Source organism: Listeria monocytogenes ATCC 19117, from assembly GCF_000307025.1.
Lineage (GTDB): Bacteria > Bacillota > Bacilli > Lactobacillales > Listeriaceae > Listeria > Listeria monocytogenes_B.
This window is the reverse complement of record NC_018584.1, coordinates 1174362-1188304: the sequence shown is the minus strand read 5'-3', so window position 1 is coordinate 1188304 and position 13943 is coordinate 1174362. Positions and strand designations below refer to the sequence as shown.

Here is a 13943-nt window from a genome sequence, read left to right as displayed (position 1 = left end):
TAGCATAAAATAGACCGCTTGCAAGAAGAATTTGCTTTACGAGATAATTTGAACCCCACCACTGACAAACTCACGGAAATAATATCGACTGTAAAAAGTCGTGACATAGCGCCGTTCTAGCTCAAATAAAATTTCGAGTGGATCCGTTTTTTCGAGTTCATAAAGTATACCGACAACGGTACCACTATGCGAAACATTTAACCCCACTAAATCCAAGTTTTCCGTCACTTCCACAATCTCTCGCCAAAATGGTTTTGGCAAAATAGTTTGGTTGCAGGCTGCACTAACTGATGCGGCTTTACCAAGTAAGTGAATGGATTTTTGCGTGACGGCTTGTTGAAAATAGTCCATTCCTTTTGCTAGTTGTCCTTCGTTTTTCAGTAATTGCGCTTGGTGATTTTCTTGCCGATATGTAGCTGTTTCTAAAATGGTAAGCGGTTCTAACACAACGACGCCAAGCTTTGGCATCCAATTGGAGCTTTGAATGATGTCCCCTCTTAAGTGATCGAACAAAGTTAGTGATTCAAAAATAGTGCTATCCGTTGGTTCTAGTTGTAAACATAGCTTGGCAATTTCAGCTTCTGAGATAGATTTATTCAGCCATTTTGCTGTAGCGCCAATTGTTGCGGCAATATCAGCGGTGGAACTTGCCATGCCTTTCGCGACCGGAATAGTTGACTTCACTTGTAAAGATACTTGCGGGAGGTCTCTTTTAGCCACACCAAAATACTCGCAAGTGGTTTGGAATGCGAGCCATGCTTTTGTATGCCCGGAGTTATTTAGTCCTACTTTATCAGATAAAGTGACTTCGGAATACCAGTTGATTGGGTATGAAATTAGCTTCTCTCCGCCTAAAATCCAGCCTTGCAAAAGTTCGCCACAAGATGCCGGACACCTCGCTTTAATTACCACTAAAAATCACCTCAAGTGCGGTTAAGAGTTGGCGATTATCTTCTCTACTTTTCACTGCCACTCGGTAATAATTCTCCGTGAGACCTCGGTAATTAGCGCAACTTCGGATAAAAATCCCTTTTAAAAGCAATTTTTTTCGTAAATCAAACGGTTTTTCGAGGTGGAAAAATATGTAATTTACACTTGGTCGGTACACGGTAAGCGCTGAAAATTTACTTAAGCCTCGGTATAAAAAGTCTCGTTCCGCATTAATCCAATCGAATGTTTGTCTAATATAGGCTTCATCCTCTAATAGCATTTGCCCTGCTAAGTCAGCAAATGTATTAATCGACCAGGGTTCGCGCATTTGCATGAGTGCTTCGGCTAATAAGTCATTTTTTGTCAGCAAATAACCGAGTCTTAAGCCTGGAATCGCGAAAAACTTCGTAAAGGCGCGAATAATTGCTAAATGCGGAAATTTTTCTAAATAGTTGATCATCGAAATTGTTTCATTTTCTTCTAAAAAGTCCATAAAAGCCTCATCGATAATTAAATATATGTTTCGCTTTTCACATAAATCAGCAATTTTTATCATTTCTTGTTGCGCGATGAGTTGTCCTGTTGGATTATTGGGGTTGCACAAACAAACAGCTTCGATATCCGTATCTTGTTCAAGCATTTCTAGTACGATTTGCGCCGCAGCAAAATTGGTTTCTTTCGTTAACTCAGCATAAACAATTTCGGCATCAAAAAAAGCACGTTCGTATTCCGCAAAAGTAGGCGCAAGTAAGAGTACTTTTTGCGCCTTTGTTACTTTTGCTATTCCGAAAATCAGCTCTGTCGCCCCGTTTCCAGGGATTACATTCGCTAGGTCGAGTTGATGAAACGAGGCAATTCGCGCACGGAGCGCCAAGTAATCTGGTTCTGGATATTCTACCAGTTTGTCCAAATTTGTTGTTATCGTTTGTTTCAAACTAGCTGGGACTCCTAATGGATTAATATTCGCACTGAAATCGAGCACCATTTCTTTCGTTAATCCGTGTTGTTTTGCTAGTTCATTATAGTTGCCACCGTGAGAAGCCGTCGTTATTTTCACATCAAATCGCTCCTTAACTTATCGTTTGTTTTGCATACTTTTCTACATCGCGAGCAATCATTAGTTCTTCATTGGTTGGAATAATGCACACTTTGACCGCTTCATCATCATTGCTAATTATCATATCACCCGCATTATTTTTTGTCACATGGCATGTTACACCAAGATAACTTAGCTGTTCTGTTACCATTTGGCGGATTAATGGCGAATTTTCACCCACACCCGCTGTAAATAATAATGCGTCGCAACCGTTCATTGCGGAGGCATAAGCACCGATGTAGTTGCATATTTGGCCAGTAAACATACGAAGTGTTAATAGCGCGCGTGAATTACCTTCTTTGGCTGCAATTTCGATATCTCTGAAATCACTTGAAATTCCCGATACGCCAAGGACACCTGATTCACTAGACATCATATGCATCACTTCATCCAAGCTATAGCCTAATTCATCCACTAAATACGGGATGATTGTCGCGTCAATTGTACCAGAACGTGTTCCCATCATCAAGCCAGCATTTGGTGTAAAGCCCATGGAAGTATTCACTGATTTCCCAGCTTCAATCGCACAAACACTCGCTCCATTGCCTAAATGACAAGAAATAATTTTTAATTTTTCTAAAGGTTTTTCGAGAACTTCTGCTGCTTTTCCAGCCACATATTTATGACTCGTTCCATGAAAACCGTATTTTCGAATATGATGTTTTTCATAAAGTTCATAAGGAAGCGCATATAAAAAGTTTTCTTCTGGAATCGTTTGATGGAATGCGGTATCAAATACTGCAACAGAAACCGCATTTGGCAGCAATTCACGAAAAGTTTTGATTCCGATGATATTCGCTGGATTATGTAGCGGCGCAAGGTTTGTCACAGCTTCAATCCCTTTCACCACTTCATCTGTTACAACACAGGACGTAACAAAATCTTCTCCGCCATGCGCAACACGATGTCCGACCCCTGTAATTTCGCTCAGATCATTGATTACTTGATGCGCCTTCAGCTGCTCCAGTAAAATCTCGACTGCTTCCCCGTGGTTATTGATTGCTCGTATTTCTTTGATTTTTTCATTTTGAAAGGACATGTTGAAAATGGCGTCTGGTAGACCGATTCTTTCAATTAAGCCCTTAACTAAAACTTCTTCTCCTGGCATCGTAAAAATTTGGAATTTCAGTGAAGAACTCCCTGCGTTTATCGCCATAATTTTGTGCATATAGCTCAGTCCTTTCTCATTTTTAAAGGAGTAAACAAAGCCATTCTTGTTTACTCCATGCTTTTTTATAATAAAATGTTAAATAGTCCAATGGCTAAGAGACCACCAATGATTGGTCCGACAATTGGAATCCAAGCGTAACGCCAGTCTGACCCACTTTTATTTGGTACTGGTAGTAAAAAGTAAGCAAGTCTTGGTCCTAAATCACGAGCTGGGTTAATCGCATAACCTGTCGTTGGTCCAAAACTCATTCCGATGGCAACTACTAGAAAGCCAAGGATTAATGGATTTAAACCATCTGTAAAACTGTTCGCTCCAATCATAAGTAAACCAAAAATGAAAGCAAATGTTGCGATAATTTCACTGATTAAATTGAAAGGTGTATTTCTAATCGCTGGTCCTGTGGAAAAAATACCATGTGTATCAATTTCTGGGGGAGTCGCTTTAAAATGCGGATAGTAGTGTAAAATAACGATGGATGCTCCGACAAATGCTCCGGCGATTTGCGCGATAATATATGGCACCACATCTGCCCAAGGGAATGATCCTCCAACTGCAAGCGCAATAGTTACAGCTGGATTTAAATGCGCCCCGCTATATGCTCCTGCTACATAAATACCGATCATTACCGCAAAGCCCCAACCAAATGTAACTACTACCCAGTTTGCTCCTTGAGATAATGATTTATTTAATGTCAATCCTGCTAAAAGGCCGTTCCCAAACATAATTAAAACCATCGTACCAATAAATTCCGCCAAATATGCTGACATAGTTTATCCTCCTTTTTAATGTAAATTCTAAATTATTTGTTCTAAAATTTCTTTTAGTTCTTGATGTGACGGTGTCGTAGGACTAGTTGGTAAGCAAGCGTCTTTCAGTGCATTCGTTGCAATTTCGTCCATTTTTGCATAGACTTTTTCTTTTGCTACACCGGCGTCTGTCAATGTGCGCGGCATTTGCATATGTTCCATCATCGCTACAATTCTTTCGCGAAGTAAGCGGACAGCTGTTTCGTTCGAGTCTGATCTGGAAGCAATGCCACAAATGCGTGCCATTTCTGCATATTTTTGTTCTGTTTCACGATTTTTAAAGGCGTTAAAACGAATCACTGCATCTAGTAAGATCGCATTGGCTAGCCCGTGTGGTACGTGGAACTGTGCACCAAGTTGATGCGCAATACTGTGATTCAAGCCTAAATTGGCGCAGTTAAAAGCCATTCCAGCCATAGTAGAAGCATTATGCATTTTTTCTCGATTCGCTAAATTACGACCATCATCATAACAGCTCGTTAAGAAACGTAACGTTAATTGCACACTTTTTTCACCAAGAGCATCGGTATAATCGCTTGCATCTTTAGAGACATAAGCTTCAATTGCGTGTGTTAAGACGTCCATCCCTGTGTTCGCTGTAATAGCTGGAGGTACCGTAACAACCAGTTGCGCATCCAAAATAGCCATATCCGGAATTAGTTCATCTAAGAAAAGCGGATATTTAATTTTCGTTGTTGGATCAGTGATAACGGTTGCGGCTGTAACTTCTGAACCCGTACCGCTGGTGGTTGGAATTGCAATAAAAGTACTGATATTGATTTTTTCCAAACGTTTGGCGAAATAGTAGATTCCTTTAGCCGTATCAATCGCTGAACCACCACCAAAAGCAATCATGACTTGCGGTTGGATTTTGCCTGCCTCACTAACCCCTCCAGCTACTTTGGAAATAGGTGGATCAGGTACGACATCGGTAAAAATATGCACATTATTGGATGTATCTAATTGTCCAATTAAACCTTGAAGCCCTTCCCCATCAGCCAAAAAACGGTCACAGATAATCCAGACATTTTTATTTTTAATTTCTTTTAAAACTTGTAAACTATTCGTACCAAAAGCTACTTTTGTTTTAATTTGAAAGCTGTTCATTCAGTTTGCCTCCTCTTAACGAATCGAAAAACCATCTGTTAAAACACAACGGCGACGTCTAGCAAAATGACGCGCTGTAGTGGTTCCTTCTCCGGTAGGCGTTGCAATAGTGAAAGTAGTGCTACCTTCTCCTCTAAAGCCTAATCCCGCAAATGAAGGACCATTTTTGACAAAGATGGATGTTTGCATATCTCGTGCAGCTTTATTTAATCTAGAAATATTTTGTGAATGCATCGTAGCTGTGTGATGCAAGCCTTGCTCTAACTCAATAGCGACATCAAGCGCTTCGTCAAAATTAGGAACTCTTACAACAGGAACAATCGGCATCAATAATTCTACAGTTGCAAAAGGATGTGTTTTTTCTGTTTCCACAATAATTAAACGTGGTGAAAAATCACAAACAATCCCCGCTTCTTTTAAAATTTCTGAAGCACTTTTTCCGACTAGTTTTTTGTTTGTTACGCCTTTATCTGTGACAGCTACTTTTTCTAGTTTTTGAATATCGCTTGGATTGGTCACATGTAGTGCACCATTTTTTTCCATTTGGAACATTAAGAAATCTGCGATGCTATCAACTGCAACAATACTTTTCTCCGCAATACATAGAATATTATGGTCAAAAGATGCGCCGTCTACGATATCAGCAGCTGCTTTTTCGATGTTTGCTGTCTCATCTACAATAGATGGCGGATTCCCGGCACCTGCGCCAATAACTTTTTTACCGGATTGCATGGCTTGAAGAACTACACCAGGGCCACCTGTAATAACAAGGAGCGGTACTTTCGGATGATTCATCATTTCTTGCGCGGCTTGAATAGATGGTTTTTCGACTGTAACAACTAAATTATCAATGCCGCAACTTTCACGGACAATCGTATTCAACTTTTCAATCAACCAAAGAGAAATATTTTTCGCACCTGGATGCGGGCTATAAAATACTGCATTCCCAGCTGCGAGCATGCCGATTGTATTGCAAATCAAGGTTTCCGTTGGGTTCGTGCTTGGTGCAACAGCTCCGATTACGCCATATGGAGAAAGTTCGTAAAGCGTCATGCCATTATCACCAGTAGCAACTTCTGTATACAAATCTTCCACACCTGGCGTTTTTTCAATCGCTAACGTGTTTTTCAAAATTTTATCTGCTACATTTCCCATACCTGTTTCAGCAACTGCTCGCGCTGCAATGGATTCAATTTCTGGATAAAGTGCTTCGCGAATTGCTTTCACAACGTTGCGGCGTTCTTCTAATGATTTTTCTTTATAGTTATTTTGTGCTATAACTGCTGCTTGAACGGCCTCGTCAACTGTATCAAAAACCCCACTTTTCGCGCCTTTGACCGTTGTTTTTACTGGTGCATCTTTTTGTTCTGCTAATTTTTCTAAAAGAACTTTTTTTACCAGTTGTTCGAGTTCTAATGATTCCATACAGAATTACCCCTTCTCTATCATTGATAATGCTTTTTTCGCAATGTGGATATCCTCTTCCACTGATCCGCCGCTAATCCCCATTCCACCAATAATAGCTCCATCTTTTCCGTAGATAGGAACACCACCGCCAAAGGTTACAATATCACCATTTGTCAGTGTTTCTAATTGATAAAGTGGGGCTCCTGGCTGAACTGCTTCTGTTAATTTTTCCGTGCTTGTTTTCATCGCTACGGCGGAATAGGCTTTTTTCGTTGCCAGTTCTGCACTTACTAAAAGAGCGTGCTCCATCCGGTAATTAAATCTGACATTACCGTGCGCATCGACAATAGCAAGTGTGACTGGAACGCCAATTTCTTCTGAAACGATGCAAACTTGGTGCATTAATTTTTCACAAAAGGAAAAAGATAAATCGCTTGTAAATGACTTTTCTTGGCCCGTTTGCTCTAAGTATTTGGCAACAATGAGCTTGGTTGCCTTATCGAGCATTTGTCTGAAATCTTCTTCTCTAGCAAGAATATACAAGAAATCCGATAAGCGATTTACAAATTTTAATAACTCTTTTCGGATAGCTGTTTGTTCTGACAAACGAACTAATAATCGCTCACCACGCCTAGCAACAGTCCTTGCGCTATGAAGAAATGCTCCTGCTGTGCTTGATCCAGGAAGAACAAAACTATCGACTTTTGGCAATTTTGCAGTGTAATCATCAATGACTTTTTCAAGTTGATTGATGTCGTTTTCTGTAATAATAATTTTGCTAGCGAGGGATGCTTCGTGCTCTGTTGCAAGTTCTGCGCAAACGTAAAACAACTGCCGCTCCACGTTTCTAAGCAAAGTCTTATTCTCAGCTGAAGTCACGAATTTTTCTGCTACACTAATTTCTGCATTTAGCTCATCAAACGAGCCATACGTTTCGACACGGTCATCATATTTTTTCACACGATTCCCATCAAATAATGCAGTCGTTCCCTTATCGCCGGTTTTGGTATAAATACTCACGAGTTATTCACTCCTTACTTATCAAAACTATCGACAATTGCAATAATTGCCGAATCAATCGCACTATTTGGTTCCGCAAAAACACTTCTAGCTGCATTGCCACGAGCAACAAGCACATACTCCCCAATTCCTGCCCCAACAGAGTCACACGCTACTTCTTCTGAGCGCACATGCTCTCCATTTGCATCAACCGGTTGTACAATCATCAATTTTTTACCAGTAAGTGAGTCTTCTTTTTTTGTGGAAACTACACTTCCTGTTATTTTTGCCATAAACATAACGTCACTGCCTTTCCCGCACTGCAATATTATTTTTTGTTAAATATTCATTTGCAAGCGGTGTAATAAGCTGCTTTTTATATTTGCAAAGTGTACTTCCGCTTGGGATTACCGCGCTATCACCGTAACAAATCACTTGACCATTTGAATGAAAGAGTCTCTCACCTTTATTTGTAAAAACTGGGAACTCTAGCTGACTAAGCATTGTATAATCAAGCCAAGGTTCACCATTATCATATAGTTCAAGCTCAATGGTTACTCCATAATCTGTAGCTTTTTCGAACCAAGCAGTTAATGATTCTGCTCGGTTTCCACTGAGAATTCGCTCAAGAAAATGTTTGTTTACTTGTGTTAATCGAATCGTTCCACTTTCTATAAAAATCGCAACTGGATCGCGTGGAAGTTTGCTGATAGCGATAGAAGTTTTATTTGTCGCACGAAGCTTCAAGCGCTGGACAATGATTTTCACTAATTTTTCTATCATAGATTCTCGCTCCCTGAACTCATAGCAATACCAAGTGGCGTGACATACTGTGGATAATTCGGTTGAAAAACAGGCGTCTTCAAATAGCTTTCAAACGTATCTTTGAACTGGCTATATGCGGAAGCACCGCCAACAATGTAAAGTGGCTCTGAGGGAGATTTCTCGAGATGAACACGGGTAATTTCTGCCATTTTTTCCACTACTGGACGCATCACAGAAAAATGCTCACTAGAATCTTTTTGCTCGCGTTTATTCTGCTCGGCTTTTTCTACTGGAACACCGTAATATCCCGCAAGAACAAGCGTCATATGCGTTCCCCCAGTTGGTTCATCTGCGGTATAAATTACTTCACCATTTTCAAAAACGCTGATTCCAGTTGTCCCGCCACCAACATCTACAACTGCGCCATCTTGTAATCCTAGAACTGCTGCCGCTGCGGTCGGTTCATCAATGGTGTACAGTGCTTCCATTCCGGCGCTCTCAATAACATTGGCGACCACCTTTTTATTGTTTCCTACTGTACCTGGCGGGATGGCTCCAGAAGCATGTGTTAAAGTTATACCTAAACATTTTTCTGCGCGTTCTTTCAGTCGTGTCACAACCTCTACAGACTCGCGGTAATTGACAACGAGACCATCGCGAACAGCATCTGCGAATTCAAACGCTCCAAAAAGTGGCACATCATGTTCATCTAGAACAACAAACACGATGGAGGAAGTACCTAAATCGACGCCAACTTTCACTTTCTGATCAGCAGAAACTTTTTGTTTAATATCTTTATTCATTAGCGCTGCAAGCTGTTCCATTCGTTCATTTGCTGTTTGTAGAATATCCATTTCAGCACCTCCTTATCTCGTCACGACTTGATTATTTTTGCAAAGCACGTACCAGCAATATCTGCTGCATTTGCTTCATCCGTATCAATATGCATTTCTGGTATAAATTGATTGTTTACTCGAATCGTACAATGATTTAAAACAAGACTTCGCATTTCTGAACCTACTAGAACGGATACTTCATCGCCTTGTTTCACACCATATTCATGCGCCACACTTTCTGGTAAATGGATGTGGCGTTTCGCGACAATCGCTCCTTTTGGTAAGCAGATTTCGCTATGTTTCGAAACGAGTTTGATCCCAGGTGTCCCGTCAATATCTCCGGAAACGCGGATTGGAATCTTCATACCAAGCATTCTTGCATCCGTTTTAGAAAGCTCTACTTGCGAAAACTTCCGAAGTGGTCCTAAAATGCGGACACGATGCAGTTCCCCTTTTTCTGAAACAACAGTAAGGGTTTGTTCAGCGGCGAATTCACCTGGTTGTTTGAGCCATTTTTTCACTTGAATAGGTTCGTTTGGAAAAAGTTGGTTATAGTCATTTTCTGTTAGATGGATGTGGCGGTTAGAGACTCCAATAGGAATCTCTGTTTCCACACCACTAAGTTTATCTGTTACTATTTGCTTGATTATTGCTTTTAATTCTTCTCTTTCCACGACTTATAGACCTTTTGGTAGCAACGTTTCTACATCATTGTGTGGACGTGGGATAACGTGGATAGATTGTACTTCGCCAACGTTACGAGCTGCTGCTGCGCCTGCATCGGTTGCTGCTTTTACTGCACCAACATCACCGCGAACCATAACAGTTACAAGACCTGAACCGATTTTTTCATACCCTACTAGTGATACATTTGCTGCTTTTACCATTGCGTCAGCTGCTTCAATTGCGCCAACAAGACCTTTAGTTTCAATCATTCCAAGTGCATTATTCATTATTATTTCCTCCTCAAATTGGGTTTACTTCTCTTCTTCAAAATGGATACAATCTTGTCTTGGATCCCCTTTTACTCGTGGGCAAAGCGGGTCATGACATAGATTGCAAGTCGCTTCTGCCGGGACTTCGGTTTCTTCCACTTTTTCTGTTTCAACCATTACTTCCGGCTGTTCTGGCTCTATTTCTTCTTTTGGCCAAAATACTGTAAAAATCTCTTCCCCTGGTCGAGGAATGACTTTTTTCGCAATAAAACTGTCTGAGGCTATTGCGGTTTGTTCGCCTGCTTCAAGCGCCGCATTCACAGCAGCAACATCACCTTCCACTTTCACGGTAATCCAGCCAAAACCTTTTGCTTTTTCCGTGTCTACAAGTTGGATATTAGCTACTTTTGCCATTGTATCTGCTACGGTTATCGCTGAAGCAAGTCCTTTAATTTCAATCATTCCAATTGCTTGATGCATTCCTTCACCTCCTTATTTAAAAGGTACACCCTTGACAAGTCGCGCCGCATTCATTCCCATATTTCGCTGGTTTTCTAGTGTGGTTGCGCAAAAACGATACGCTGAAAATAGTGGTTTATCTGGGGGTAAATTACGATAATGAATCACTAAATGATCATTTTTCAGCGTAACCCCTACTAGAAGCGGAGAACTCGCAGATGCTCGAAATGCTGCTTGCACTTCGTCTTTCAAAGACATAATTTCTAATTCACATGGAATGCCTTCTTCTTCTATTCCAAATAAAACTTGTTTAATACTGTCTGGATTCGCGTCTACATCTGCATGAAAATAAATTGCTGGCTTACTAACAACTGGAATCATGCCTTAGCACCTCCAGCTAGAATTAAGCCTGTTGCAACTGCATTTCTAGGGCCTTCTTTACCACGAATATTCCCACGGCCAGCAACGAGTGAATAATGAGAAAGTGCATCGGTAATTAATTGTGGAATCTCAAAATCAAGGGCTGATCCTCCAACAATTACGACAAATGGAATATCTCGAATATTCCCAGTTGGGCTGACATATTTTAAAGCGCGGATGGTATTCGTTACAAAGACACGCTCCTTAGCTGAACGGCGAATTAACTTGATTTTTTCAATTGATACATCCCCAGGTATTGGCACAAAGCCATCTGGTTTTACAATCACCACTTTGGCAAAAACTGTTGGAGAAAGCGGCGTATCAAAAAATTGCACTGTGCCATCTTCATGCCGAATGTGGAAAATACTTTCAACTTTAGCAAGCGGATATTTTTTAATATCTTCGGCTAAATAACGGTCTTCAAGGCCAATTTCTGACTGGATAATCATCGTTACCATATCGCCAGCGCCGGCTAAATGAGTTGCGATAATTTCTCCTTTTCCGTTGATAATCGAGGCATCTGTGGATCCAGCACCTAAATCTAAAATGGCAAGTGGAGTATTAGTTCCCGGTGTAGTAAGCGCTCCGAGAATGGCAGCCTCTGCTTCTGCACCACCAATTTTGACGCTTACTTGCAGTTCTTGTTCGATTTCTGAGGCGATGGCTGCCATTTGCAAGTGATCACTTTTTACCATGGAGGCAATACCAACCGCTTGTTCCATGGAAAACTCACCTGCAAGCCCACCTTGAACGTCTACTGGAACAAATGTATCCACAGCTAGCAAATCTTGAATAAAAATATCAGCTGGTAATTTATCTGTTAGCCCAGCCATCGTTTGGCGCACTTTTTCTAGCATGCCACCGATATTTGTTCCTGGTTCTCCGCTAGCATTGTCGAGTTTTGGAAGTGACATAATGGCTTGCATGATTTTCTCAGAACCTTCTGCGACATTGACACGCTGCGTTCTGGATCCTGATTGAAGTTCGATATGCCCCGCTGGTATTGTTCGAGCTTTGACATCACCTTCTGGCGTTTTAATCACCACCGCCGAACGATTGCCAATTAAAGCTCGTGCCACAGGAATGATATTTTTCGTTTCATCTGAATTCAAATGAAATACTGTCGCAATACCATATGGGTTAGAAATGGTTTCAATGACTTTTCCGGGAGCTGCAACTTCGACAGCTGCTAACATATCGACCGGCACTTTATCAATAAAACCAACTTCATCGACAATCGGAATCTTATGGTTTAGTCGGTTATGCACGAGAACCCCATCATCTGCTTGAAGAATTGCAGCTGTGATTTGATAGCCATTTTCGACGTAAGTATTAATTTGCTTTGCTGCATCTTCAAAATCGACTGTTTTCGGGATAATCACAATGTAGTCCTCATCTTTTGATTTAGATGTAACGTCATCCAACAGCACCGTCACACCTGAACCCATACCAAGTCCCCCTGGTGTTTTAGGATTGTGACCAATCATTGTAGACTCAGTAATGATTGTTTCTGTAATAGTTTCCATTGCCACATCGCCAATCACTGGTGTCGCTTCATTGATACGGATTTCGGCTAAGTTCTCGGTTGTCGCATTTACTTTCTCTAAAGCAAGTCGCAACGCTTTAAAAATCCCGTGAAGATTTTGTTTTGTTCCTTTGATACCGGTTGTGTCCGTAATAGCACTAGCAACAAACGCTACTTCCTTCGAATAGTTTGCCATCGCAAGTGCCACTTCCGTTGTAGAATTCCCGATATCAATCCCTGCAATATACTTCATTCATTTCACCGCATTTCCTACATAATCGCGAGCAAAAGGAGAATTTTAATTATCGCCTTTTAATTTCTTACGCTCTTGATAAAGCTGTGCTGCTTCACGAACATAATTAGAACAGATAGTTGCATGATAAACACTCTCTAATTCATCCGCAATTGCAAGTAATTCTTCTCTTGAGGAACGATACGGACGCATTGCATTATAAATTTCTAAAATGCGTTCATCTGGAACGATCGTTAGCTCTGCTGCACGTTCGAAATTATTCGCGAGTGTTGCACGTCCGGCATCTCTTGCTACTTGTGCTTGCATTTTAAGCGTTTCCGCTGTTACACGAACATCTTCCGGTTTGATTGTGCCATCTAGAACACTTTTCAACGTAATGTCGTCTAATGATTTTGATGTCGATGTTTTTACAAGTTCTGGACGTTTTGTTCCGAGTGGATAATCTCGTACTGTCAGTGTATCTCCGCTCACTTTTTGAGAAGTTGTTGTGGAGACTGCGCCACTATTTACTTCTTGTAAAATATTTCTAACCATATTTTCTAGTGCTTCTTGATTCATCATTTTCACCTCACTATTAGTTTACTTGTAATTCGACTGCGTTTTTCCCTTGAACAACATGTTTTGTTTCTTTGATATGAAGTAAAGCTGCTTTGGCTTGGAATTTCGGACGAGCCATTTGATCATTGACCATTGGCACTGGATTTGGTGATTCACCTTTGGCATATTTCGCCGCGTTTTTACCAATTGCTCGGTATGTTTCTAGCGTAATTAATGGCGCTTGCGGGAATAGCTCTAAGTTAGAAAGTGGTTGTAAATCTTTTTGGTGGATTAATGCTGTACCGCGCGACTGAATGCCGATACAAATGCCAGAACCACTTAATTTGTCGCCTTCTACTGCAACGAAAGCTACGTCAGAAGAACGGAATACACGAACCACACGTGCTTTTAACCCTTCTTCTTCAATACCTGCAATCACTTCTCGTAAAATTTGTTTATGTGGAACACCGACAATATTTTTTGTTTGATATTTACCAAAAGCTGGCGCGACCGCAATAACAACTTCATCTTTTTGTCTACCCGGCTCCGCGTCCCCAACTTCTGTTAAAAAGCTTTCATCCGAAACTGCAACACTTGGCTGTTCTTTTTGGAAAGAAACTTTATCTTCTTTTAGCTGTAATTCATCTAGTACTTCCGAGATAATTCCGCGGAGTACCTTTTCGTTAATTTCAACCAT

At 40.9% G+C, this 13943-nt stretch carries 17 protein-coding genes; all 17 read right to left on the bottom strand.

The genetic code is table 11. The features are described 5' to 3' along the window. Nucleotides 1–36: 36 nt before the first annotated feature. Nucleotides 37–912: a propanediol utilization protein PduX gene (locus LMOATCC19117_RS05915; protein ID WP_003734692.1), complete on the bottom strand. Its 876-nt coding sequence runs from the start codon at nt 910–912 to the stop codon at nt 37–39. Continuing rightward, complete coding sequence (gene cobD / locus LMOATCC19117_RS05910) at nt 902–1987, bottom strand: threonine-phosphate decarboxylase CobD (RefSeq protein ID WP_003724708.1); 1086 nt, start codon at nt 1985–1987, stop codon at nt 902–904. The genes LMOATCC19117_RS05915 and cobD overlap by 11 nt, the downstream gene beginning before the upstream one ends. A 13-nt stretch (nt 1988–2000) precedes the next feature. Next, a complete protein-coding gene (locus LMOATCC19117_RS05905; protein ID WP_003724707.1) occupies nt 2001–3194 on the bottom strand; it encodes an acetate/propionate family kinase in 1194 nt (397 codons plus the stop codon). A gap of 65 nt (nt 3195–3259) precedes the next feature. Continuing rightward, complete coding sequence (locus LMOATCC19117_RS05900; RefSeq protein WP_003721565.1) at nt 3260–3964, bottom strand: MIP/aquaporin family protein; 705 nt, start codon at nt 3962–3964, stop codon at nt 3260–3262. A 27-nt stretch (nt 3965–3991) separates the two neighbouring features. Beyond that, complete coding sequence (locus LMOATCC19117_RS05895; RefSeq protein WP_003724706.1) at nt 3992–5110, bottom strand: 1-propanol dehydrogenase PduQ; 1119 nt, start codon at nt 5108–5110, stop codon at nt 3992–3994. A 15-nt stretch (nt 5111–5125) separates the two neighbouring features. Then, nucleotides 5126–6535, bottom strand: a complete 1410-nt coding sequence (locus tag LMOATCC19117_RS05890) for an aldehyde dehydrogenase family protein (protein ID WP_003724705.1) — start codon at nt 6533–6535, stop codon at nt 5126–5128. A gap of 6 nt (nt 6536–6541) precedes the next feature. Next, nucleotides 6542–7537: a cob(I)yrinic acid a,c-diamide adenosyltransferase gene (locus LMOATCC19117_RS05885; RefSeq protein ID WP_003726962.1), complete on the bottom strand. Its 996-nt coding sequence runs from the start codon at nt 7535–7537 to the stop codon at nt 6542–6544. Nucleotides 7538–7551: 14 nt separating this feature from the next. Next, nucleotides 7552–7815, bottom strand: coding sequence for a EutN/CcmL family microcompartment protein (locus tag LMOATCC19117_RS05880; RefSeq protein ID WP_003736331.1), 264 nt, complete (start codon nt 7813–7815; stop codon nt 7552–7554). Nucleotides 7816–7819: 4 nt separating this feature from the next. Then, nucleotides 7820–8299 carry a PduM family microcompartment protein gene (gene pduM, locus LMOATCC19117_RS05875; RefSeq protein WP_003724702.1) on the bottom strand — a complete coding sequence of 160 codons (480 nt, stop codon included), beginning with the start codon at nt 8297–8299 and terminating at the stop codon, nt 7820–7822. Beyond that, nucleotides 8296–9135, bottom strand: coding sequence for an ethanolamine utilization protein EutJ (gene eutJ, locus LMOATCC19117_RS05870; protein ID WP_003724701.1), 840 nt, complete (start codon nt 9133–9135; stop codon nt 8296–8298). Before eutJ ends, pduM begins: the two co-directional genes overlap by 4 nt. 20 nt (nt 9136–9155) lie before the next feature. Beyond that, nucleotides 9156–9791: a phosphate propanoyltransferase gene (locus LMOATCC19117_RS05865; protein ID WP_003724700.1), complete on the bottom strand. Its 636-nt coding sequence runs from the start codon at nt 9789–9791 to the stop codon at nt 9156–9158. 3 nt (nt 9792–9794) lie between these two features. Then, nucleotides 9795–10070: a propanediol utilization microcompartment protein PduA gene (gene pduA / locus LMOATCC19117_RS05860; protein ID WP_003719364.1), complete on the bottom strand. Its 276-nt coding sequence runs from the start codon at nt 10068–10070 to the stop codon at nt 9795–9797. 24 nt (nt 10071–10094) lie between these two features. After that, a complete protein-coding gene (locus tag LMOATCC19117_RS05855; protein WP_003724699.1) occupies nt 10095–10532 on the bottom strand; it encodes a BMC domain-containing protein in 438 nt (145 codons plus the stop codon). Nucleotides 10533–10544: 12 nt separating this feature from the next. After that, a complete protein-coding gene (locus LMOATCC19117_RS05850) occupies nt 10545–10892 on the bottom strand; it encodes a glycerol dehydratase reactivase beta/small subunit family protein (protein ID WP_003724698.1) in 348 nt (115 codons plus the stop codon). Then, nucleotides 10889–12709: a diol dehydratase reactivase subunit alpha gene (locus LMOATCC19117_RS05845; RefSeq protein WP_003734694.1), complete on the bottom strand. Its 1821-nt coding sequence runs from the start codon at nt 12707–12709 to the stop codon at nt 10889–10891. Before LMOATCC19117_RS05845 ends, LMOATCC19117_RS05850 begins: the two co-directional genes overlap by 4 nt. Before the next feature lie 45 nt (nt 12710–12754). Then, nucleotides 12755–13267 carry a diol dehydratase small subunit gene (locus LMOATCC19117_RS05840; RefSeq protein ID WP_003724696.1) on the bottom strand — a complete coding sequence of 171 codons (513 nt, stop codon included), beginning with the start codon at nt 13265–13267 and terminating at the stop codon, nt 12755–12757. Between the two features lie 16 nt (nt 13268–13283). Next, nucleotides 13284–13943: a propanediol/glycerol family dehydratase medium subunit gene (locus LMOATCC19117_RS05835; protein ID WP_003724695.1), complete on the bottom strand. Its 660-nt coding sequence runs from the start codon at nt 13941–13943 to the stop codon at nt 13284–13286.